Source organism: Micromonospora sp. NPDC051227, assembly GCF_044455385.1.
In the GTDB taxonomy this organism is placed as follows: domain Bacteria; phylum Actinomycetota; class Actinomycetes; order Mycobacteriales; family Micromonosporaceae; genus Micromonospora.
Map to the genome: position 1 here is coordinate 1 of NZ_JBITET010000006.1, position 22,386 is coordinate 22,386.

Consider the following 22,386-nt stretch of genomic DNA (forward strand, 5'->3'; position numbering starts at 1 on the left):
TTACATTCCGAACCCGGAAGCTAAGCCCTCCAGCGCCGATGGTACTGCACTCGTGAGGGTGTGGGAGAGTAGGACGCCGCCGGACAATCTTCCAGTCGAGGGCCGCCCCATCCGGGTCGGCCCTCGACTGCGTAGCGCCATTGGTGGCGCAATCAGGAAGGATGTACCTGTGAGTTCAGGACCGCAGGGCGGAGACCGTCCCCGTCGTTACGAAGACCGTACTGACGGTGCGGGCGGAAGCGACCGCGGCCCACGCCGCGATGACCAAGGCCGGCCCCCGTACCGGGGAGACCGCGACAGCGGTGGCGCCCGCGGCGGATACGCCGGCGGCCGCGACTCTGGCTCCCGTGGTGGTGACCGGGACAGCTCGCGCTCCAGCGCCCCCCGTGAGGGTGGCTACCGTGGCGGCGACCGCCGCGAGGGTGGTTTCCGGGGCGGCGACCGGGACGGTTCGCGTTCCAGCGCTCCGCGTGAAGGTGGCTACCGTGGCGGCGACCGTGATGGGTCACGCTCGGGTGCTCCGCGTGAGGGCGGTTTCCGGTCCGGCGCTCCCCGCGAGGGTGGTTTCCGGGGCGGCGACCGTGACGGTTCGCGTTCCAGCGCTCCGCGCGAAGGTGGCTACCGTGGCGGCGACCGCGAGGGTGGTTTCCGGGGCGGCGATCGCCGTGAAGGTGGCTACCGGGGCGGCGACCGGGACGGTTCGCGCTCGGGCGCTACCCGTGAGGGTGGTTTCCGGGGCGGCGACCGTGACGGTTCGCGTTCCAGCGCTCCGCGTGAAGGTGGTTTCCGCGGTGGTGACCGCGACGGTGGCTTCCGTGGTGGTGACCGTCGTGAGGGCGGTTACCAGGGTGGCGACCGCACTCGTTCCGGCCCGCCGCGTGAGGGTGGTTTCCGCGGTGGTGACCGCGACGGTGGCTTCCGTGGCGGCGACCGTCGTGAAGGTGGTTTCCGGGGCGGCGACCGTGATGGCTCGCGTTCCAGCGCCCCCCGTGAGGGTGGTTTCCGCGGTGGTGACCGCGACGGTGGCTTCCGTGGCGGCGACCGTCGTGAAGGTGGCTTCCGGGGCGGCGACCGTGATGGCTCGCGTTCCAGCGCCCCCCGTGAGGGTGGTTTCCGCGGTGGCGACCGTGACGGTTCGCGTTCCAGCGCTCCGCGTGAGGGTGGCTACCGTGGCGGTGACCGCGACGGTGGTTTCCGGGGCGGCGACCGGCGTGAGGGCGGCTTCCGGGGCGGCGACCGTGATGGCTCGCGTTCCAGCGCTCCGCGTGAGGGTGGTTTCCGCGGTGGTGACCGCGACGGTGGTTTCCGTGGTGGTGACCGCCGTGAGGGCGGTTACCAGGGCGGCGACCGCACTCGTTCCGGCCCGCCGCGTGAGGGTGGCTTCCGTGGCGGTGACCGCGAGGGCGGTTTCCGTGGCGGCGACCGCCGCGAGGGTGGCTTCCGGGGCGGCGACCGGGACGGTTCGCGTTCCAGCGCTCCGCGTGAGGGTGGTTTCCGGGGCGGCGACCGTGATGGCTCGCGTTCCAGCGCTCCGCGTGAGGGTGGTTTCCGTGGTGGTGACCGCCGTGAGGGCGGTTACCAGGGCGGCGACCGCACTCGTTCCGGCCCGCCGCGTGAGGGTGGTTTCCGTGGCGGTGACCGCGAGGGCGGTTACCGGGGCGGAGAGCGTACCGGGGGTTTCCGGTCCGACGAGCGGCCGCGCCGCGACGGGGAGTTCCGTCGCGATGACCGCACGGGTGGCTCCGAGTCGTCCGAGGGTGGGCGTAGCTCGGCCCCGGCGCTGCCGGACGACATTGTCGCGACCGACCTCGACAAGGACGTCCGCGCTGAGCTGCTTTCGCTGAACAAGCCGGTCGCCGAGACGGTGGCCCGGCACCTGGTTGCCACTGGGCAGCTGATCGACGAGGACCCGGCCGAGGCGTTGGCGCACGCGCTGGCCGCGCGGCGGCTCGCGTCGCGCATCTCCGCTGTCCGTGAGGCGGTCGGCCTGGCCGCGTACCGCGCGGGGGAGTGGCAGTCGGCGATCGCCGAACTGCGCACGTACCACCGGATGAGCGGATTGCAGAGCCACCTGGCCGTGCTCGCGGACTGCGAGCGGGCTCTCGGCCGGCCGGAGCGGGCCATTGACCTGTTCCGTGGCGCGGACCGGGAGAAGCTGGACCAGGCCGTGGCGATCGAACTGCTGATCGTCGCCGCTGGCGCGCGGGGTGACCTCGGACAGAAGGACGCCGCAGTCGCGATGCTCCAGGTTCCGGACCTCACCAACGAGGCCACCGTGCCGTGGACGGCCCGGCTGCGGTACGCGTACGCCGACGCCCTGCTCGCGGTGGGCCGGCGCGAGGAGGCCCGCGAATGGTTCTCCCGCGCTGCCGACGTCGACACCGAGGGCGAGACCGACGCGGCCGAGCGGCTGCTCGAACTCGACGGCGTGGTCATCGAGGGTGACGAGGAGGACGAGGCCGCCGAGGAGATCGCCGCTGGCCCGGGCGCTCCCGGCGCGGTGCCGGCCCGACCCGACGCCGACCTGGCCAGGGACACGAACGACGACGAAGAAGATGTCGACGACGATGACGACGACGACGAAGATGTCGACGACGACGACGACGATGACGACGACGAGGACTTCGACGACGACGAGGAGGACGACGCTGTCGGCCGCCCCGCTGACGACGACGGCTTCGACGACGAGGACGAGGACCGTCACCCCACCGAGAGCGGCAACGCCGACGCGGCCACCACTGGCGACAGCGGCGTGACGGACGGGGACGCGGCGAACGGCAACGCGGCGAACGCCGACGGGACCGTGTCGACCCGGGACGACGAGTCGGGGTCGACGCAGCGGTGAGCGCGGGCGTGGGGGAGCGGCTGGTCGACGGGTACACCCTGGTCGTCTTCGACCTGGACGGCGTGATCTACCTGATCGACCGGCCGATCCCCGGCGCCGTCGATGCGGTGGCCCGGCTGCATGCCGAGGGACGGGCGGTGGCGTACGCCACCAACAACGCGTCCCGCCGGTCCAGCGAGGTCGCGGACCTGCTGACCGGGATGGGCGTGCCGGCCCGACCGGAGGAGGTCCTCACCTCAGCCGCCGCCTCGGCCGAGTTGTTGCGCGACCGGCTGCCTGTCGGCGCGTCGGTGCTGGTGGTCGGCGCGGAGGCGCTGCGCGCGGAGCTGCGCGCGGTCGGTCTGAACCCGGTCACCCAGGCCGATGAGAAGCCAGCCGCGGTGGTGCAGGGGTACGGCCCGCAGGTCGGCTGGGCCGAGCTGGCTGAAGCGTCGGTAGCGGTGCGGGCGGGCGCGATCTGGATCGCCACCAACACCGATCGGACCCTGCCCAGTGGGCGGGGACCACTGCCCGGCAACGGTTCGCTGGTCGCCGTGCTGCGTACGGCACTGGAGCGGGACCCCGACGTGGTGGTCGGCAAGCCGGAGCCGGCGCTGTTCGAGACCGCCGCCAAGCGCAGTGGCGGTGGGCGGAGCCTGGTGGTGGGTGACCGGCTGGACACCGACATCGAGGGCGCCCGCCGGGCCGGGCTGGACAGCCTGCTCGTGCTCACCGGCGTCAGCGGCGTACCGGATCTGCTGGCCGCCGAGCCGCGGCGCCGTCCCACGTACGTCGCGAAAGACCTGGCGGGGCTCTTCGACCCGGCTGCCGCCGTGCGGGTCCCGGGCCCGGCGGACGCCGGCGGCTGGTCCGTGACCGACCGGGACGGCACGCTGGAGCTGGCCGGGGCCGGTCGGCCGCTGGACGCCCTGGCGGCGCTCTGCGCGGTGGCCTGGTCGGCGTCGGTGCCGGCGCTGCCGAAGATCCGTCCGGTGGGCCCGGACGCGGCCCACGCGGTGGAGAGTTTCGGTCTGACCGCGGCGGCGTGAGCCGGGCGGCCGTCAGAGCAGCTTGCGCAGCTTGAGCAGGTCGAACGGGTTGGCCTTGATCGACACCCGGCGGGAGGCCACCGCGCTGGTGACGTCCAGGTCGCCACGGACCAGGGCGAGCAGGTCGTCGCTGGACGTGCTCAGCGCGATCTTGGCCTTGGGGTCGTCGCCGTCGGTCAGCTCGACCAGTCGGCCGCCGATGATCCGGCCGTGGAACGCGGTGTCCAGGTCGGTGATTCGGCAGGCCAGCGTCCGGTCCAGGTCGATCCGTTCGCGTACCGTCTCGGCGTTGCGATCCAACCGGGCGGCCAGCTCCTGCAACGCCTGCCGGCACTCGTCCACGCTGGCCACATCTCCCCCTTGCTGATCGCCACGCCGTCCTCGGCACCGTACCGCACGGGTCGGTCCGGGGTGCCCGGTAGCGTGACACCTGCACACCCCGCCCCGTGGAAGGACTCAGGCATGCAGGACGCGTGGCGCGCCTACCTCGAGCTGGCCATGGGCCTTGCGGAGGCGCCCCGGAAGAAGGCCCAGGACGTGGCACGTCGCCTCGTCGGCTCCGGCGGCGCGACCGCCGCCCAACTCCAGGCCCTCGGCGAGGAACTGGTCACCACCGGCGCCGCCAACCGGGAGGCGCTGACCAAGCTGGTCCGCTTCGAGGTCGACAGGGCCCTCGGCGCGGTCGGTCTGGCCACCGCCGACGAGGTGGCCGAGCTGACCCGGCGGGTGCACGACCTGGAACGGCAGCTGCGGGAGGCGCGGTCCGCCGAGCCGGCCGACGCGCCGACCGTCGGCCCCACGCCACAACCCGACCCGACCGTGGCCGCGCGGCCCGGCACCGGTCTCGTGCCGTCCGATGCGTCGGCCGGTGCCCCGGTCTCCGCGCCGGTGGCGAAGAAGGCCGTCGCGAAGAAGGCGGTCGCCAAGAAGGCCATCGCCAAGAAGCCGCCGGCGACGATCAGCCGGACGGCCGACGAGGACGTCCCGACGCCGGCCGTGATGCCCGCCAAGAAAGCGGCGGTTCGCAAGCAGCGGCCGGACGACGCCGGATGACCCGGCCGGGTCCGCCGGCGGGCGGTTCGTTCCCGGCCCGGCCCGGTCCGCCGGCGGGCGCCCGCCCCGGGCCGCCGCCGGATCTCGGGGACGACGAGACACGGCATCCGGCGGTGGACGCCGCCGTGCGGGCCATCGCCAACGCGGCGACGCTCGCCCCCGCCGACCAGATCGCCCAGTACGAGGCGGCCTACGAGACGCTGCGGGAAACCCTCGCCACCATCGACCAGACCTGAGCGGGACGACCAGGCCTGAGCAGACCGGAGAACCACCCATGGCACGTCGTAACCGGCTGGACGCCGAACTCGTCCGCCGCGGTCTGGCCCGCTCCCGTGAGCAGGCCGCCGCGTTGGTGGAGGCCGGCCGGGTCCAACTGCGGGGCGTGGTCGCCCGCAAGGCGGCCGCGATGGTCGACCCCGCCGACCCGCTCCTGGTGACCGGTGCGGACCCCGCTGAGGAGTACGTCTCCCGGGGTGGGCACAAGCTCGCCGGCGCGCTGGCCGCGTTCGCCCCGGGTGGGCTGCACGTGGCCGGGCGGCGTTGCCTGGACGCGGGAGCGTCGACCGGTGGGTTCACCGACGTGCTGCTGCGTGCCGACGCGGCCGAGGTGGTGGCCGTGGACGTCGGCTACGGGCAGCTCGCCTGGCCGCTGCGTACCAACGAGCGGGTCCGCGTCCTGGAGCGCACGAATGTCCGTACCCTCGATGCGGACGCGATCGGCGGCCCGGTCGACCTCACGGTGGCCGACCTGTCGTTCATCTCGCTGCGACTGGTGTTGCCGGCGCTGGCGGGCTGCACCCGCGACGACGGTGACCTGGCACTGATGGTCAAGCCGCAGTTCGAGGTCGGCAAGGACCGGGTCGGCGCCGGCGGTGTGGTCCGCGATCCGGAGCTGCGCGCCGAAGCGGTGCTGGACGTGGCCGCGGCGGCCGCGCGGCTCGGCCTCGGGCTGGCCGACGTGGCGGCCAGCCCGCTGCCCGGGCCGAGCGGCAACGTGGAGTTCTTCGTATGGTTGCGCCGGGGCGCACCAGCGGCCGACCCGCAGCGGGTGCGGGCCGTGGTGGTGGCCGGGCCGGACGGCTCGACGACGGCCGGCGAGGTGCCGGACGTGGCGGCGGAGGAGGTCGCAGGGTGAACGCGCGCAGTGAGGGCGCCGCAACGGGTCGCGCGGTGACACGCGGCCGTGCCGAGGTGACGGTGCCGGTGGCGCGACGCCGCCCGGTCCGGCGTGGGCGGGCGGCCCGATGAGCCGGACCGCGCTGCTGGTGACCCACACCGGCCGTCGACGCAGCACGGAGCACGCCCGGTCGGTCGCCGCCGACCTGATCGACGCGGGTTTCGAGGTACGGGTGGTCGCCGACGAGGCCGACGACCTCGACCTGCCCGGCGTGGTGCCGGAGGCCGGCCCGCAGGCCGCCGAGGGTGCCGAGATCGTCTTCGCGCTCGGTGGGGACGGCACTTTCCTGCGCGCCGCCGAGCTGGCCCGGCCCGCGAAGGTGCCGCTGCTCGGCATCAACCTCGGCAAGGTGGGCTTCCTGGCGGAGGCCGAGATCGACGACCTGGACACGGCGGTCCGGGACGTCGTCAGCCGCAACTACACGGTCGACGAGCGGCTCACCCTGGACGTCACGGCCGAGTTCGACGGTGGGCCGACCATCGAGTCCTGGGCGCTCAACGAGATCAGCATCGAGAAGGGTGAGCGGGCCCAGATGCTCGAGCTGCTCGTCGACGTCGACGGCCGACCGCTGTCCCGCTACGGCTGCGACGGTGTCGTCTGCGCCACCCCCACCGGCTCCACCGCGTACGCGTTCTCCGGTGGCGGCCCGGTGGTCTGGCCGGAGGTGGAGGCGCTGCTGCTGGTGCCGATCAGCGCGCACGCGTTGTTCAGCCGCCCGCTGGTCACGGCCCCGACGTCCACCTTCGTGATCACCGTCGACCCGTTCACCACCCTCGCCGTGCTCTCCTGCGACGGCCGGCGCGTCTACGACCTGCCACCCGGCGCGCGGGTGACGGTGCGCCGGGGCGCCCTGCCGGTACGCATCGTGCGGCTGCGCCCCCGCCCGTTCACCGACCGGCTGGTGGCCAAGTTCGACCTCCCCGTGCACGGGTGGCGCGGCAGCCGCCGGTGACCGTGGCACACACCGTCGGTGGATGTGAGTTGTCCACCTGACGACATGTCACCGCTGCGGCGGCCGGAGACTAGTGACCTGGTGACACGCTCCGACGCAGACTCCGATCGGCCCCCATCTACGGACGGCGGGCCTGGAGGAGTAGAGGAGCGCATCGCATGCACTGGTCCCCCCGCTGGCTCGCTGTCGGCGCGGTCGGCGCGTTGGTGGTCGGCGTCGCCGCACCGGCGTCCGCCGACCCGCCCGCCCGGCCCACCGGCCCGACGTCGGGCACGCCCGCCCAGCACGCACCCGTCCGCATCACCCTGATCACCGGCGACCAGGTCGAGCTCGCGCCCGCGGGGCCGGGCCGGGTCGCCGCCACTGTCCGCCCGGGACCCGGGCGCGAGCGCGTCATCTTCCAGACCCTGGAGGTCGACGGCCGACTGCGGGTGCTGCCCAGCGACACCCTGCCCTACGTTTCGAGTGGGGTCCTCGACGCCAACCTGTTCGACGTGCAGGAGTTGGCCGCCGACGGGTACGGCGACGCCGCGCAGGGCGCGTTGCCACTGATCGTGCGCTACCAGGAGCAGGCGGCCGGGCGGGTCAAGCCGCTTGCCGGTGCCACCGACGCCCGGCCGCTGGAGAGCATCAACGGCGCGGCGCTGCGGGTCGGCAAGGGGGCCCTCGGCACCCTGTGGACCACGCTCGCCGGTACGCCGGCCAGCCGGACCACGACTGCCGCCGCGCCCCGGCTGGGTGCTGGCATCGCCCGTGTCTGGCTGGACGGGCGGGTCCGCCCGGCGCTGGAGCACTCCGTGCCGCAGATCGGCGCCCCGACGGCCTGGGCGGCCGGGCGCGACGGTGCCGGCGTGAAGGTGGCGGTGCTCGACACCGGCGTCGACGCCACCCACCCCGACCTGGCCGGTCGGGTCGCCGAGGCGCAGGACTTCTCCGGCAGCGGCAGCGCCCGCGACGGGCACGGCCACGGCACCCACGTGGCCGCCACCATCGCCGGCAGTGGGGCGGCGTCCGACGGGCTACGCAAGGGCGTCGCCCCGGGCGCGCGGTTGCTGGTCGGCAAGGTGCTCGACGACGGTGGCTCCGGCTACAGCTCGTCCATCATCGCGGGCATGGAGTGGGCCGCCCACTCCGGCGCGAAGGTGGTCAGCATGAGCCTCGGTGGCGACCCGACCGACGGCACCGACCCGATGAGCCAGGCGGTGAACGACCTGACCGCTGAGACCGGCGCGCTGTTCGTGGTCGCCGCCGGCAACTCGGGCGCCGCGCGTACCGTCGGCGCGCCCGGCGCGGCCGCGGCGGCGCTCACCGTCGGCGCGGTGGACCGTGCCGACAACCTGGCGGAGTTCTCCAGCCGGGGCCCGCGCCTCGGCGACAACGGCCTCAAGCCCGAGATCACCGCGCCGGGCGTCGGCATCGTCGCCGCCCGGGCCGCCGGCACCGCCATGGGTACGCCGGTGGACGACGCGTACACGACCGCGTCCGGCACCTCGATGGCGACTCCGCACGTGGCCGGAGCGGCGGCGATCCTCGCCCAGGAACACCCCGATTGGCCGGCCGCGAAACTCAAGGACGCGCTGGTCAGCACCACGAAGGCGAACCCGGCGCTGACCGTCTTCGAGCAGGGTGGCGGTCGGGTCGACGTGGCTCGGGCGCTCGGCCAGCAGGTCTACGCCTCGGCCACCGCAGACTTCGGCCGGATCTCCACCGGCGGTGCGGCGGTCGAGCGGACCGTGACGTACACCAACGGCACGAGGAACGCGCAGACCCTGCGACTGGCCCTGGAACTACGCAACTTGGACACCGGCGTGGCCGAGCCCGACGGGGTCGCCGTGACCTCTGGCGAGGTGACAGTGCCGGCGGGCGGCAGCGTGGCCGTGCCGCTGCGCGCCGACCCGGCGAAGCTGGGCCGGGGACCGCATGGTGGCTGGCTGGTGGCGACAGGCACGGACGGCGTCGCGGTACGCACCCCGGTCGGGCTCACCGTCAGCGGTCCCGTGCACCAACTCACCATCAAGCTGCTGGACCGGCAGGGTCAGCCGGGCCTCTCACCGGGGTTGACCGTCTTTGGTGAGCAGCCCGAGTCGGACTTCTGGGGCATGTGGGGTGGCGAGGGCACCCTGGAGGTCGAGGAGGGCACGTACGTGCTGACCGCGCTGGTGACGCACGGCGTCCCCCTGGACGAGCAGATGACCCAGATCATCGAGCCGGAGGTGGCCGTCGACCGAGACCTGACCGTGGTGCTCGACGCGCGCAAGGGCACGCCGGTGCGGATCGAGACGCCGAAGCCCAGCGAGCAGCGGGCCACGCTCAGCTACTACGTGCACCGAGTGCTGGGCAATGGCCGGCAGATCGACCACGGCGTGATGGCCTACAGCACCGTTCAGCAGGTCAACGTCACGCCGACCCGCCAGGTGCGCCAGGGCGAGTTCGAGTTCGCCTCACGGTGGCAGCTCGTCGCGCCCATGGTGGACGCGAAGATCAGTGGGGTGTCCGGTCCGTCGGACATCAACCTGCTGGGCACGTCGCCGGCGCCGACCGGTCGGCGGAAGCTGCCGCTGGTCTGGGCCGGCACCGGCACCTCCGCCGAGCTGACCCGGGCGCGGGGCACCGCCGTGCTGCTCGGTGCGGACCCGAACCGCTCGGAAGAGGAGCAGGTGGCCGCCGCCGCGGCAGCCGGCGCCGCCGCGGTGCTGATCGTCCGGCCAGAGGACCAGAGCGCGTGGACGGTCTGGCGGCCCACCGGAGAGCGGCTGCCGATCCCGTCGATGGTGGTCGCGTACGACGACGGGCAGCGGCTGATCGCTGCGGCGCGCAAGGGCCGGGCGACGCTGGACCTGACGCTGACCGTGGACAGCCCCTACCTGTACGACGTGTGGCAGGTGTCGAAGGGTCGGGTGCCGGAGCGTGTCGTACACACGGTGACCGCGAAGAACACCGCCGAGGTGACCGCCAGCTACGGCGACATGGGTGCGGGCTGGGCCACCGAGGAGCGGTTCGGCTGGCGTCCGTGGCAGGAGTACGCCTGGAACGACGACCAGCGCATGGTCCGCAACGGCACCACCCGGCAGGAGTTCGTCAGCGCAGGGGACTCCTGGTGGCAGCAACGGGTGCTGCACAAGCAGATGTTCATGCAGTGGGGGCAGCTGGCCGGTGGTCTGACCCAGCAGCCCCGGCGCTACGCGGCCGACGACCGGGTGACCGAGACCTGGCACGCGCCGGTGCTCCGTCCCGCCGTCCCGGCCCGCGGGGTGCCGGTGCCCACCCGCACCGGTGACAACCTGGAGTTGCGGGTGCCCGAGTTCGTCGACGCCGAGGGGCACTACAGCGTCGCCGGCGAGAGCGAGGAGTCGGACACCGTCACCGCACGGGTCAGCCGCAACGGGCAGCAGATCGCGGACCTCTCCGACGGCTGGGCGTCGGTGCCCACGACCGCCGGGGCCGCCCGCTACCGCCTGGATGTGACCACCCAGCGGTCCTCGGCCGACTGGCGTTACGGCACGCGGACCGACACGGCCTGGGAGTTCACCTCGGCCCGGCCGGCGGGCGACGCCGCCAAGCCGTTGTCGCTGCTCCAGGTGGACTACCGGGTGCCGGCCGACCTGCGCGGCACGGTACGCGGCAACCGGCCGCACCAGCTGGGGCTGACCCTGCGGCAGCCGGCCGGGGTGCCGGCGCCGACCGGTGCCAGCGTCCGGGTGCAGGTCTCATTCGACGGGGGCGTCACCTGGCGTAACGCGCCGACCACGGGGTCGAACACCCGGTACACCGCGACCGTGCCGGCGGGGCGTGGAACGGTGTCGCTGCGGGTGCACGCCGCCGACCGGGCCGGGAACACCGTCGACCAGACGGTGCTCCAGGCGTACGGGCTGCGCTGATCGGGCGGGGCGGGGCGGCCTGGCCGTTCCGCCCCGCCGGTTGAGGGTCCGCCGTCGTCCGACGGCGGACCCTCACGCGTCAGAGCCAGCCGCGTCGGGCCACCTGGAACGCCAACCCGGGTCGGGTGTCCACGCCGGCGGCGGCCATCAGGTCGGCGATCCGCCGTTGCACGGTCCGCCGGCTCACCCCGAGCTGGGAGGCGATGGACTTGTCCGGTACGCCCGCCACGAACAGCGACAGCAGCCGGGCCTCGTCGGCGTCGGGCTGGTAACCGTCGCCCGGCTGGTCCGCGGGCTCCGGCCGTCGAGCCTCGGGGGCCGCGACGGCGAGGGGGTCGTCGAGGCGCAGCCGGGTGGCCACCCGCCAGTGGCTCTCGAAGAGGGCGAGCAGCGCGTCGAGCAGTTGACTGCGGCCGATCACGGCGGCGCTCGGTTCGCCGCCGTCGCGGTCGGGCACCAACGGGCAGATGGCCGTGCGGGCGTCCACGATGGCCAGTCGGACCGGCAGCCGGTCCAGGACGCGGGCCTGCTCCCCGGCGGCGACCCCCTTGGCCAGGTCGGCCAACGCGCCCGGCTCCAGCAGCAGGTCACGCTCGTAGATGGCCCGGTAGCTCACCCCACGGGCCAGCGCGTCGAACTCCTCGACGTTCTCCGGGCCGGCCATGGCGAGGGGATTGGCCCGGCAGAACCAGAGGACCTCGGCCCGCGCGGAGTTCTGCAGGTCACGCAGCCGGTCGCGAAGCACCCGGGCACCGGTGATCACCTCCACCAGGTGGTCGACGTGGTGTCGGCGCAGCCCGGAGCGGTACTCCTCGGCCAGTTGGGTGACCAGTCGGCGGGCCGACTCCAGGTCCTCCTGACGTCGCAGCAGCGTCCCGCCGAGGGCGACGTCCGGGGCGGTCGGGCGCAGCGGGGCGTCCGGGTCGTTGTCGCTGCGCTGCACGAGGCCTTTGCCGCGCAGTGCCTCGACCTGGGCGACGACCTGCTCGCGGGGCCGGTGCAGGCGACCGGCCAACTCGTCGATGCGGGCCGTGGTGAGCTGGAGCAGGCAGCGGTAGAGCTCCTCCTCAGCCGAGGTCAGGCCGATCACGTCCAACACGGGGCAGAACTGTACGTCGGCCGGGTACGGGCCGTACCCGGGCCCGTCGGCTGGTCAAGTGTCGGGCCTCGCGTCTACTGTCGGTGGCTGTGCTGGAAGAGCTGCGCATCACCGGACTGGGCGTCATCGAAGACACCACGCTGCCGTTGACCGGCGGCATGAACGTCATCACCGGCGAGACCGGTGCGGGCAAGACGATGGTGGTCACCGGCCTCGGCCTGCTCTTCGGCGGCCGGGCCGACGCCGGGCGGGTCCGCGCCCAACCCGGCCGTGCGGTGGTGGAGGGGCGGCTGCGGCTGCACGGGCGGATCGCCGACGCCGTGCACGCGCGGATCATCGAGGCCGGCGGCGAACCGGACGAGGACGGCTCGGTGCTGCTGAGCCGCACGGTGACGGTGGAGGGGCGCTCGCGCGCCCACGTCGGCGGCCGGAGCATGCCGGTGTCGATGCTCGGTGAGGTCGGCGAGCAGGCCGTCGCCGTGCACGGCCAGTCCGACCAGCTGCGGCTGCTGCGCCCGGCGGAGCAGCGGGGCGCACTGGACCGGTTCGCCGGCCCCGCGCACGAGAAGTTGCTCGACGCGCTGCGCGAGGCGTACACGGGGTGGCGTCGGGTCGTCGACGACCTGGCCGACCGTCGGCGCAACGCCCGCGAGCGCAACCAGGAGGCCGACCTGCTGCGGTTGGGCCTCGACGAGATCACCCGGGTCGATCCGCAGCCCGGTGAGGACGACGAGCTGAAGACCGAGGCGCAGCGGCTGGAGCATGCCGAGGGCCTGCGGACGGCCGCGCAGATCGCCCAGCAGTGCGTGGCCGGTGGCGCGGAGGCCGCCGAGGAGACCCCGGACGCGGCGGCGCTGCTCGGCACCGCCCGGCGGACCCTGGAGGCGCAGTCCGGCACCGATCCGGCGCTCGGTGAGCTGGCGGCACGCCTGGAGGAGGCGGCCACCCTGGTCACCGACGTGTCCGCGGAGCTGTCGGCGTACCTGGCGACGCTGGACGCGGACCCGGCCCGGTTGCAGCACGTCTACGAGCGGCGGGCGGCGCTGCGCGCGTTGACCCGCAAGTACGCCGACGACGTCGACGGGGTGATCGCCTGGGCCGATCGGGCGCGCACCCGACTGTCCGACCTGGACATGTCCGACGACGTGCTCGAGGAGTTGGAGCGGGAGGGCCAGCGGCTCGCCGTCGAGGTGGCCGACCTGGCCGGGCGGGTGTCCACCTCCCGACAGGAGGCGGCGATCCGCTTCGCCGACCAGGTCACCGTCGAGCTGGCCGGGCTGGCGATGCCGCACGCGCGGATCGAGGTGGCGGTGCTGCCCCGTCCGGCCGGGCGTGCCGAGCCGACGCTTGCGGTCAACGGCGTCGAGGTGGGTGTCACTTCGGACGGCGGTGACGAGGTGGAGCTGCGGTTGCTGGCGCACCCGGGCGCGCCGTCGCTGCCGTTGCAGCGCGGCGCCTCCGGCGGTGAGCTGTCCCGGGTGATGCTCGCCATCGAGGTCGTGTTCGCCGGCTCCGGTGGCCCGCCCACGTTGGTCTTCGACGAGGTCGACGCGGGAGTCGGTGGGCAGGCGGCGGTGGAGATCGGCCGCCGGCTGGCCCGGCTGGCCCGCAGTCACCAGGTGCTGGTGGTCACGCACCTGCCGCAGGTGGCCGCGTTCGCCGACCGGCACCTGGTGGTGGCGAAGGACACTGGCGGCGCCGTGACGACCAGTGGTGTGCGGGTGGTGGAGGACACCGAGCGGGCTCGGGAGTTGGCGCGCATGCTGGCGGGTTTGCCCGATTCGGATCTGGGTATCGCCCACGCCGAGGAGCTTTTGGCAGTGGCCGCCAAGGAAAGGCGGTTGTGACGCCGCGTATTGTGAGCGCAAGCACACCGGCTTGTGCCGGTGTGTGCTTCCCTGGGTAGGCGGCCCTGCTCAGGCATGTCGCGACAGAAAAGCCTGCCTCACATGCCAGGATGGTCACGATGCGTCTACCCACGTTGCGCCGGAACCGGAACTCCGAACCGGGCAGAGTCCTCGGCACCGCGCGCCTTGATCGCCGGACGAAACGCCTGGTCGGTCGGCTGCGCCCCGGTGACATCGCGGTCATCGACCACGTCGACCTCGACCGGGTGGCGGCCGACTCGCTCGTCGCCGTCGGGGTCGCGGCGGTGCTCAACGCCAAGCCCTCAGTCTCCGGCCGTTACCCGAACCTGGGCCCGGAGGTGTTGATCGCCGCCGGCATTCCGCTCCTCGACGACCTGGGGGAGGGCGTCTTCGAGCGCATCCGCGAGGGTGACCAGGTGCGCATCGAGGGCAACACGGTCTTCGCCGGTGACGAGCCGGTGGCCCACGGCAACCTTCAGGACGCCGAGTCGGTCGGCAAGGCGATGGCGGACGCCCGGGAGGGTCTGTCGGTGCAGTTGGAGGCGTTCGCCGCCAACACGATGGACTACCTGCGCCAGGAACGCGACCTGCTGCTCGACGGTGTCGGGGTGCCCGACATCGAGACCCAGATGCAGGGTCGGCACTGCCTGATCGTGGTGCGCGGCTACGACTACAAGGCCGACCTGGACGTGCTGCGCCCGTACATCCGGGAGTTCAAGCCGGTGCTCATCGGCGTCGACGGCGGCGCGGACGCCCTGGTCGAGGCCGGCTACACCCCGGACATGATCATCGGGGACATGGATTCGGTCACCGACGACGTGCTGCGCTGCGGCGCCGAGGTGATCGTGCACGCGTACCCGGACGGGCGCGCGCCCGGCCTGCCCCGGGTCAACGGCCTCGGTGTGCCGGCGATCACCTTCCCGGCTGCGGCGACCAGCGAGGACCTGGCCATGCTGCTCGCCGACGAGAAGGGCGCCTCGCTGCTGGTAGCGGTCGGCACCCACGCCACCCTCGTCGAGTTCCTCGACAAGGGCCGCGGCGGGATGGCGTCGACGTTCCTGACCCGGCTGAAGGTCGGCGGCAAGCTTGTCGACGCCAAGGGGGTGAGCCGGCTCTACCGGCAGAGCATCTCCGGCTCGTCGCTGCTGCTGCTGGTGCTGTCGGCGATCGCGGCGATGGCGTCCGCGGTGGCCGTGTCGACCGTCGGGAAGGCGTACCTGGGCGTGGTCGCCGAGTGGTGGGACAATTTCGTGTTCCAGCTGTACCGGCTCTTCTAGTTCCCGACCGATCAAGAGGCTGCAAGCGTGATCAACTTCCGCTACCACGTGGTGTCCCTCACCGCGGTCTTCCTGGCTCTGGCGATCGGCCTGGTGGTCGGCACAGCCGCCCTCAACGGCCCGGTCGCCGACTCGCTCAAGGAGCAGGTCACCGGGCTACGCAAGGACAACCAGCAGTGGCGTCAGACGGTCAGCAACATGGAGAAGCAACTCGCGCTGGAAGAGGAGTTCGCCGAGGAGACCTCCCAGCTCCTCCTGCCCGGCACCCTCACCGCGCGTCGGGTCGCGGTTCTCAGCCTGCCCAACGGGCGCGACCACACCGAGAGCGTGCTCAAGAAGCTCCAGCAGGCCGGGGCCACCATCACCGGCCAGGTCGACCTGCAGGACAAGTTCATCAACCCGGACAACAACTCCAACCTGCTGGAGTTGGCCGTCACCGCCGCCCGCCCGACCGCGCAGACCACCGGCCTGCCGGGCAACGGGCACGGCGTGGAGACCTCCAGCGCGCTGCTGGCCAGCGTCCTGCTGGACCGCCCCCAGGGCGTCGCGCCGGTCAGTGACGCCGACCGGCGGGCGGTGCTCGCCGCCTACAACAACGCCGGCTACCTGACCACCGACAGCAACAAGGTCACCGCCTCGGCGGAGGCGGTCGTCGTGGTCAGCGGTCAGCCGTACGTCGACAAGGACTCCGACAAGCGCGACGAGTCGGTCGTCAAGATCGCCGAGCAGTTCGACCGCACCGGGGCGATCGTGGTGGCCGGCAACGGTTCCGTCGGCGGCAACCTGGTCGGCGTGGTGCGCGGCGACCCGGTGCTCGCCCAGACCATCTCCACGGTCGACAACGCCAACACCGTGCAGGGCCAGGTGGTCACGACCCTCGCCCTGGTGCAGCAACTCACCGAGAAGAAGGCCGGACAGTACGGCGTCGGCGACAACGCCGCGTCGCTGCTGCCTAGACTGCCCCAGTGAGCGAACGACGTACCCCCGTGTCCGGATCCGACCAGGTGGCGCGTGACCGAGCCAGCGAGGTGACGGCGTGAGCGCCCTGGGCCGGCTGCTGATCGCCGGTGCGGGCGTCGCGGCGGCCCGCTACGCGCTGCGGGAGGCGCGTACCTCGCCGGCCGGGCCCGCGTTGGAGCGCACCAACTTCCGTGGCCGCACGGTGAGCCTGGCCGCCGGGCCGGCGCTCGCCGCCGGCGCGGCCGCCGCCGGCGCGTTCGGTGCCACCGGCGGTGCCGCCGGTGGGGCCGCCCTGGTCGCCGGTCTCGGCGCGGGCGGCGTCGGCCTGTACGACGACGTGGTCGGCGCGCGGCCGGAGCAGAAGGCGGCCAAGGGCTTCGCCGGGCACCTCGCCGCGCTGCGTGAGGGGCGGGTCACCGCCGGTCTGGTCAAGGTCGTCGGGGTGGGCGCCGCCGGGCTGGGCGCCGCCGCGCTGCTCGCCGCCGACCCCCGGGTCGCCGCGCACCCGCGCCGGCAGCGGCACGGTGCGTTCGGCCGGGGTGTCGACGTGCTGCTCGGCGCCGGCGTGATCGCCGGCACGGCCAACCTGCTCAACCTGCTCGACCTGCGGCCGGGCCGGGCCCTCAAGTCCGGGCTGCTGCTCGCGGCGCCGCTGACCGGCGGCCCGCAGGGCGGGATCGCCGCGGGCGCGGCCGGCGCCGCCGCCGGCCTGCTCCGCGACGACCTCGCCGAGGACGTGATGCTCGGCGACAGCGGCGCGAACGCGCTCGGGGCGGTGCTCGGCGTCGCGCTCGCCGCCCGTACCGGCCCGCTCGGCCGGGCCGGTCTGCTCGCCGTCCTCGCCGGGCTCACCGCCGCCAGCGAGAAGGTCAGCTTCACCGCGGTGATCCAGCGGACCCCGGGGCTCCGCGAACTCGACGCACTGGGCCGACGCGCCGACTGACGTGAACAGACCGGCACCCCTCGCCGGCGCCGGCCGGCTGGCCGGGGCAGCCGCGCTCATCGCCGTCCTCACCGTGGCCAGCCGACTCGCCGGCTTCGGCCGCACCGCCGTGTTCACCTGGAGCTTGGCGCCCACCGACCTCGGTGGCACCTACGTGGTGGCCAACGCGGTGCCGAACTTCATCTTCGAGATCGTCGCCGGGGGAGCGCTGGCCAGCCTCGTCGTACCGCTGCTCGCCGGCGCGGTCGCGGCGGGCGACCGGACGGCAGTGGCCCGGACGACCGGCGCGTTGCTGACCTGGACGCTGGCCCTGCTGGTCCCGCTCGCGCTGCTCGTGGTGCTGCTCGCCGGCCCGGTGGTCGAGTCGCTGGGCCATCACCTGACCACCGCCCAGCAGCAGAGCGGGGTGCGGATGCTGCGGGTCTTCGCGCCGCAACTGCCGCTGTACGGGGTCGGCATCGTGCTCACCGGGGTGCTCCAGGCACACCGACGTTTCGCCTGGCCGGTGCTCGCCCCGTTGCTGTCCAGCCTCACCGTCATCCTCGTGTACCTGGGGTTCACCGTCACGCAGGGCCGGTACGCCACGGTCGGCGGGGTCAGCCCCGGCGGTGAGTTGCTGCTCTCCGGCGGCACCACCCTCGGCGTGGTGGTGCTGTCGTTGTCGTTGCTGATTCCGGTCCGCCGGTTGCGCCTCGGGCTGCGGCCCGGCTTCGGGTTCCCCGCCGACGCGCGGGCCCGGGTCGGCGGGTTGGCGGTGGCCGGAGCGGTCACCGTCACCACCCAGCAGATCGCTCTGATCGTCAGCCTGAACCAGGTCACCGCCGGTGCGCGGAGCAACCCGGGCGTCTACAACCTGGCGCAGACCGTCTACCTGTTGCCGTGGGCGGTGCTGGCGGTGCCGCTGGCCATCGCCGCCTACCCGACCCTGGCGGCGGCGCGGGCCGCCGGGGACGAGCGCACCTACCGCACGACCCTGGCGCCGGCCGTCCGCGGTGTGCTCCTGTTCAGTTGCCTCGGCACGGCCGCGTTGATCGGGACCGCCGGGCCGGTCGGGCACTTCTTCTTCCCGTCGGACACCGCGTCGACCGCCGCCGCCGCGATCATCGGGTACGCCCCCGGCCTGGTCGGCTACGGCCTCTTCGCGGTGCTCACCCGGGCGCTCTACGCGCGGGGCGAGACCCGGGCGGCGACGCTCGCCACGGCGGTCGGCTTCCTGGTGGTGCCGGCCGTCGTCCTGCTGCTCGGCGCGGTGCTGCCATTGCGGGACCGGGTGCTCGCGGTGACGTCCGCGAACTCGGTGGGGATGCTGGTGCTCGGCGCCCTGCTGCTCCTGGCGGTGCGGCGCAGCGCCGGCCGTGGCGCCCTCGCGGGAGCGGCACGGGCCGGAGCGGCCGGTGGCCTCGCCGGTGTGCTCGCCGGGCTCGCCGGGTGGGGCCTCAGCCGGTGGCTCGACCAGTTGGACGGCGGCACCCCGACGACGGCGGCGGCGTTCGGTCAGGGCATGCTGTCCGGGGTTCTGGTTGGGGTTGTGTTCCTCGCCGTGGTCTGGTTCGTCGACCGGCGGGACGTACAGCCACTGCTCGCCGGGGTGCTGCGGCGTCTGGGCCGGCGGGGGCCGTCCGGCGGTGCGCCGACACCGGGCGCGGGCTCCGCGGAGCGGGGCGACGGGAAGGAGACGGCGACGCGATGACTGAGCCAGCTCAGCCTGCCAACTGGTCGGGCACCGTCGCGTTGGTGCTCGCGTCCAGCACCGGTGGGGTCGGCCAGCACGTCCGTTCGGTGGCCCGGGGCCTCGTCGCCGACGGCACCACCGTCCTGGTCTGCGGGCCCGCCGCCACTCAGGAGCAGTTCGACTTCACGGGTGTCGGTGCGCGGTTCGAGCCGGTGGAGATCCCGGCCAGCCCGACTCCGGCCGACGCCCGGGCGGTGCTCGCGCTGCGCCGGGCGCTCGCTGCCGCTCACGTCGACGTGGTGCACGCGCACGGCCTGCGCGCCGGGTTGGTCGCCGTGCTGGCCCGTCCGGCCGCCCCGCTGATCGTCACCTGGCACAACGCCGTGCTCGCGGGGGGACTGCGGGGCGGTGTGTCCCGGCTCGTCGAACGGGTGGTCGCCCGGGGCGTCCGGGTGGCGCTCGGCGCCTCCGAGGACCTGGTGCGACGGGCCGCCGAGGTGGGTGCCGTCGACGCCCGGCTCGCCCCGGTCGCCGCGCCGACGCTGCCCGCGCCGCGTCGTCGCCCGGCGGCGGTACGCGCCGAGTTCGGCGTCCGCCCGGACCAGCCGTTGATCGTGTCGGTCGGTCGGTTGCACCCGCAGAAGCGCTACGACGTGCTGATCGACGCGGCGGCCCGCTGGCGTACGCGTACCCCGCCGCCGGTCGTGGTGATCGCGGGCAGCGGGCCGGCGTATCTGCCGCTCGCCGCGCGGACGTCGGCCGCCCGCGCCCCGGTGACGCTGCTGGGGCACCGCACCGACGTGGCCGACCTGCTCGCCGGCGCCGACCTGGCCGTGGTGACCAGCGACTGGGAGGCGCGACAACTCTTCGCCCAGGAGGCGCTGCGCGCCGGGGTGCCGCTGGTGGCCACCGCGGTCGGCGGGCTCCCGGACCTGGTCGGTGACGCGGCCACGCTGGTCCCCGCCGGTGACGTGGACGCTGTCGACGCGGCCGTCCGCGCGTTGCTGGACGACCCGGCGGCGCGGGCGGAGTTGGGCCGGCGTGGCGCCGAACAGGCGGCGACGTGGCCGACCGAGGCGGACACCGTCGCCACGCTTGCCGCCCTCTACGCCGAGCTGGCCGGGAATCCCGGCGGTCCGGCGGTCGCCCCGGGCTCCGACGCCCCGAGGACGGGACAGCGGTGATGCTGCGCCGAATCGCTCCCGCCCTGTTGACTCTGCTCGTGGTGGCGCTGGGTGTCACCGCGCTCGCCGCCCGCCCACCCCAGGGCGCCCCGCAACGCAGCGCCGACTTCGTGGTGCTCGCCGGGATCGCCGGGCTGCGCTGGGAGGATGTGGATCCGCAGAGCACCCCGACGTTGTGGCGGATGGCCCAGGACGGTTCGATCGGCTCACTGTCGGTGCGTTCGGCGCACCGGCCCACCTGCCCGGTGGACGGTTGGCTGACCCTCGGCGCGGGCAGCTTCGCCGCGTGGAACGGCAGCCGGTCGGTCGACGGTTGCCCGTCGGCGGCGGTGACGGTGGAACAACCGGACGGCATCGGCGCGAACCTGCCCGACCAGGAGGGCGTGGTCCAGTACAACCAGCAGCGGCTGCCCTGGGGCGCAATGCCCGGCTCGTTGTCCGAGTCGGTGCGGTGCTCCGTCGCCGTCGGCCCGGGCGCGGCAGTGGCCGCCGCCCGACCGTTCGGCCGCGTCGACCGGTACGCCTCGGGGCTGCCGGCCGACCCGCGGCCGCTGCTCGGCTCGTGTGTGCTGAGCATCGTCGACCTCGGCACTGTCAAGGGGGCCGACCCGGCCACCCGCGCCGAGGAGGCCCGCGCGGCGGACGCCGAGCTGGCCCGGGTGCTGGCGGCGCGACCCCCACGGTCGTTGGTGCTGGTTGCGGGGATCTCCGACACCACCCAGCCGGCGCGGCTGCACGTGGCGGTCGCCGACGGGCCGGGCTGGGAGCGGGGGTGGCTCACCTCGGCCAGCACCGGCCGGGACGGGTACCTGCAACTTGTCGACCTCGCGCCGACCGCCCTCGCCGCGTTGGGCCGGCCCATGCCGGAGCGGCTCTTCCTCGGCCGTCCGGCGATCAGCACCGGCGGTCGTCCCGCCGACCTGACCGAGGCCATCAACGCGCCGGCGAACGCCGACCGGGAGGCGGCCGCCCAGCGCTCCGTCTCCGGGGTGTTCTTCGCGCTGCTCGCCGGGGTGCAGGTGCTGCTGGCGCTCGCGATGCTGCCGTTGCTGCGCCGGGCCCGTCCGCACGCCGGCCCGGCCGGTCCGACGCCCGTCTCCGGGCGGATCGTGGCGGTGATGGAGCTGCTGCTGGTCGCCGCGGCGTTGACAGTGCCGGCGGCGCTGCTGACCGACGCGGTGCCCTGGTGGCGTGGCGAGCACCCCGGGTGGATCTTCGCCGGGGTGACAGCGCTGCTGGTGGCCGCGGGCACCGCGGCGGTGCGGTTCGCCCCCGGGTACGCGAACACCCTCGGCCCGCTCGGAGCGGTGGCCGGCCTCACCACGCTCGTGGTCGGGCTGGACGTGCTCACCGGGTCCCGCCTCCAGCTCAACAGCGTGGTCGGCTACTCCGCGTTGCAGGGCGGCCGGTACGCCGGGCTGAGCACTGTGGGGTTGGGAGTGTTCCTCGCCGGTGCGCTGGTCACCGGCGGCTGGTTCGCCCAACGGGTGCACCGGGGCTGGCGGCCGGCGGTGATGGTGGCTGTGGGTGGCCTCGCGGTGGTGGTGGTCGGCAGCCCGTACCTGGGCGCCGACCCGGTCGGCGCGATCGCGCTCACCGCCGGGGTCAGCGCCGCCGCCGTGATCAGCGCTGGTGGCTGGTTGACGATCAGCCGGCTGGCCTGGGCCGCCATGGCCGCGCTGGCGGTCGGTATCGGGTTCGCCGTGGTGGACCTGCGGCGTCCGCCGGGGGAGCGGGGCAGCCTGGGTCGGTTCCTCTCCGCGCTCGGTGACGGCACTGGCGGCTTCGCCGTGCACCGGTCCAGCACGGAGAACTTCGAGACGTTGGTCAACAGCCCGCTGACGGTGCTGGCGCTGGCCGGTGGGTTGCTGGTGTGGTTCGCCCTGTTGCAGCCGTGGGGTGGGCTGATGCGGCTGTTCGGCATCTACCCGGCGGTCCGGGCCGCGCTGGCCGGCACTGTGGTCGCCGCGGTGCTCGGTGGTGTGCTCGACGGCGCGGCCCTGGACGTGATGGGCGCTGCCGCCGCCCTGGTGGTGCCGATGGCGGCCCTGGCGTCGCTACGGGTGCTCGGGCACGCCGCGGACCGGACCCGCCCGGCAGCGGGCCGCTCCCGCGCCAACGGCGCCGACGACGACTCGGGGTCCGGCGGGGTCGGCCCGGTCGGTGGGGGTGACGGTCCGACCGGCGGCGGTGGGCCACTGGGTGCCGTGCACCCGCGTCCGATCGCCGGCCCGCCCCCGAGCGCACCGGCGACCCTCGCCCAACCGGCGTCGGACACTGCGGGGGAGCGCCGCGGGGACGCCGACGAACCGGCCGAGCCGACCGCGAGCCTGTCGACGCCGGACGCCGCGCCGACGGTGCCCGTAGCGCCCCGGCAGGTCTCCCGGTCATCGACGGAGGTTGCCGCGTCCTGAGCGCCGGGCCTCGCCCGGATGGCCCGGAGGTGTCGC

General features: G+C 74.2%; 17 protein-coding genes and 1 rRNA gene. 15 read left to right on the forward strand and 3 right to left on the reverse strand.

What is annotated here, in order from left to right; genetic code table 11:
- Positions 1-85, forward strand: a 5S ribosomal RNA gene (rrf, locus tag ACIA47_RS16865); the annotation flags it as partial.
- 420 nt (positions 86-505) lie between these two features.
- Here rrf and ACIA47_RS16870 read toward each other — a convergent pair.
- Positions 506-1,876, reverse strand: a complete 1,371-nt coding sequence (locus ACIA47_RS16870) for a hypothetical protein (protein WP_396708820.1) — start codon at positions 1,874-1,876, stop codon at positions 506-508.
- Between ACIA47_RS16870 and ACIA47_RS16875 the strand changes: the two genes are divergently transcribed.
- Entirely contained in the window at positions 1,865-2,845 is a 981-nt protein-coding gene (locus ACIA47_RS16875; protein WP_396708822.1) for a tetratricopeptide repeat protein, read from the forward strand. The genes ACIA47_RS16870 and ACIA47_RS16875 overlap by 12 nt on opposite strands.
- Positions 2,842-3,873, forward strand: a complete 1,032-nt coding sequence (locus ACIA47_RS16880) for an HAD-IIA family hydrolase (protein WP_396708824.1) — start codon at positions 2,842-2,844, stop codon at positions 3,871-3,873. Before ACIA47_RS16875 ends, ACIA47_RS16880 begins: the two co-directional genes overlap by 4 nt.
- A 12-nt stretch (positions 3,874-3,885) precedes the next feature.
- Here ACIA47_RS16880 and ACIA47_RS16885 read toward each other — a convergent pair whose 3' ends face one another.
- The gene (locus tag ACIA47_RS16885) at positions 3,886-4,224 is read right to left on the reverse strand and encodes an SCP2 sterol-binding domain-containing protein (RefSeq protein ID WP_396708826.1); all 339 of its coding nucleotides are present in this window, start codon (positions 4,222-4,224) and stop codon (positions 3,886-3,888) included.
- Positions 4,225-4,335: 111 nt separating this feature from the next.
- Here ACIA47_RS16885 and ACIA47_RS16890 point away from each other — a divergent pair, with 111 nt between their 5' ends.
- The 5 genes from ACIA47_RS16890 to ACIA47_RS16910 all read left to right on the forward strand — a co-directional run bounded on the left by ACIA47_RS16890 (position 4,336) and on the right by ACIA47_RS16910 (position 10,933).
- Positions 4,336-4,926, forward strand: a complete 591-nt coding sequence (locus tag ACIA47_RS16890) for a phasin family protein (RefSeq protein WP_396708828.1) — start codon at positions 4,336-4,338, stop codon at positions 4,924-4,926.
- On the forward strand, positions 4,923-5,162 hold the full coding sequence (locus ACIA47_RS16895; RefSeq protein WP_396708830.1) for a hypothetical protein: 240 nt from the start codon (positions 4,923-4,925) through the stop codon (positions 5,160-5,162). Before ACIA47_RS16890 ends, ACIA47_RS16895 begins: the two co-directional genes overlap by 4 nt.
- 38 nt (positions 5,163-5,200) lie before the next feature.
- A complete protein-coding gene (locus tag ACIA47_RS16900) occupies positions 5,201-6,061 on the forward strand; it encodes a TlyA family RNA methyltransferase (protein WP_396708832.1) in 861 nt (286 codons plus the stop codon).
- A 109-nt stretch (positions 6,062-6,170) separates the two neighbouring features.
- A complete protein-coding gene (locus ACIA47_RS16905; RefSeq protein ID WP_396708834.1) occupies positions 6,171-7,055 on the forward strand; it encodes an NAD kinase in 885 nt (294 codons plus the stop codon).
- A gap of 158 nt (positions 7,056-7,213) precedes the next feature.
- On the forward strand, positions 7,214-10,933 hold the full coding sequence (locus tag ACIA47_RS16910) for a S8 family serine peptidase (RefSeq protein WP_396708836.1): 3,720 nt from the start codon (positions 7,214-7,216) through the stop codon (positions 10,931-10,933).
- 79 nt (positions 10,934-11,012) lie between these two features.
- Here the strand turns inward: ACIA47_RS16910 and ACIA47_RS16915 are convergent, their stop codons facing one another.
- Positions 11,013-12,032, reverse strand: coding sequence for a helix-turn-helix domain-containing protein (locus ACIA47_RS16915; protein WP_396708838.1), 1,020 nt, complete (start codon positions 12,030-12,032; stop codon positions 11,013-11,015).
- A gap of 89 nt (positions 12,033-12,121) precedes the next feature.
- On the opposite strand from ACIA47_RS16915, the gene recN reads away from it, so the two are divergent.
- The 7 genes from recN (at position 12,122) to ACIA47_RS16950 (ending at position 22,350) form a co-directional block, all read left to right on the forward strand.
- A complete protein-coding gene (recN, locus tag ACIA47_RS16920) occupies positions 12,122-13,879 on the forward strand; it encodes a DNA repair protein RecN (protein ID WP_396709344.1) in 1,758 nt (585 codons plus the stop codon).
- Between the two features lie 119 nt (positions 13,880-13,998).
- On the forward strand, positions 13,999-15,177 hold the full coding sequence (gene steA / locus ACIA47_RS16925) for a putative cytokinetic ring protein SteA (RefSeq protein ID WP_112584268.1): 1,179 nt from the start codon (positions 13,999-14,001) through the stop codon (positions 15,175-15,177).
- Positions 15,178-15,204: 27 nt separating this feature from the next.
- Positions 15,205-16,146, forward strand: coding sequence for a copper transporter (locus ACIA47_RS16930; protein WP_396708841.1), 942 nt, complete (start codon positions 15,205-15,207; stop codon positions 16,144-16,146).
- A gap of 67 nt (positions 16,147-16,213) precedes the next feature.
- On the forward strand, positions 16,214-17,080 hold the full coding sequence (locus ACIA47_RS16935; protein WP_396708843.1) for a hypothetical protein: 867 nt from the start codon (positions 16,214-16,216) through the stop codon (positions 17,078-17,080).
- A 1-nt stretch (position 17,081) separates the two neighbouring features.
- Entirely contained in the window at positions 17,082-18,770 is a 1,689-nt protein-coding gene (gene murJ, locus ACIA47_RS16940) for a murein biosynthesis integral membrane protein MurJ (protein ID WP_396708845.1), read from the forward strand.
- Positions 18,767-19,936 (forward strand): glycosyltransferase family 4 protein, encoded by a 1,170-nt coding sequence (locus ACIA47_RS16945; RefSeq protein WP_396708847.1) that lies wholly within the window; start codon positions 18,767-18,769, stop codon positions 19,934-19,936. The genes murJ and ACIA47_RS16945 overlap by 4 nt, the downstream gene beginning before the upstream one ends.
- A complete protein-coding gene (locus ACIA47_RS16950; RefSeq protein WP_396708849.1) occupies positions 19,936-22,350 on the forward strand; it encodes a hypothetical protein in 2,415 nt (804 codons plus the stop codon). Before ACIA47_RS16945 ends, ACIA47_RS16950 begins: the two co-directional genes overlap by 1 nt.
- Positions 22,351-22,386 lie beyond the last annotated feature (36 nt).

Bases quoted from the DNA above. Each gene is read 5' to 3' on its own strand.
- ACIA47_RS16910 (WP_396708836.1), top strand. From the start codon at position 7,214: ATGCACTGGTCCCCCCGCTGGCTCGCTGTCGGCGCGGTCGGCGCGTTG.
- ACIA47_RS16945 (WP_396708847.1), top strand. From the start codon at position 18,767: ATGACTGAGCCAGCTCAGCCTGCCAACTGGTCGGGCACCGTCGCGTTG.
- ACIA47_RS16890 (WP_396708828.1), top strand. From the start codon at position 4,336: ATGCAGGACGCGTGGCGCGCCTACCTCGAGCTGGCCATGGGCCTTGCG.
- ACIA47_RS16895 (WP_396708830.1), top strand. From the start codon at position 4,923: ATGACCCGGCCGGGTCCGCCGGCGGGCGGTTCGTTCCCGGCCCGGCCC.
- ACIA47_RS16950 (WP_396708849.1), top strand. From the start codon at position 19,936: ATGCTGCGCCGAATCGCTCCCGCCCTGTTGACTCTGCTCGTGGTGGCG.
- steA (WP_112584268.1), top strand. From the start codon at position 13,999: ATGCGTCTACCCACGTTGCGCCGGAACCGGAACTCCGAACCGGGCAGA.
- ACIA47_RS16905 (WP_396708834.1), top strand. From the start codon at position 6,171: ATGAGCCGGACCGCGCTGCTGGTGACCCACACCGGCCGTCGACGCAGC.
- ACIA47_RS16900 (WP_396708832.1), top strand. From the start codon at position 5,201: ATGGCACGTCGTAACCGGCTGGACGCCGAACTCGTCCGCCGCGGTCTG.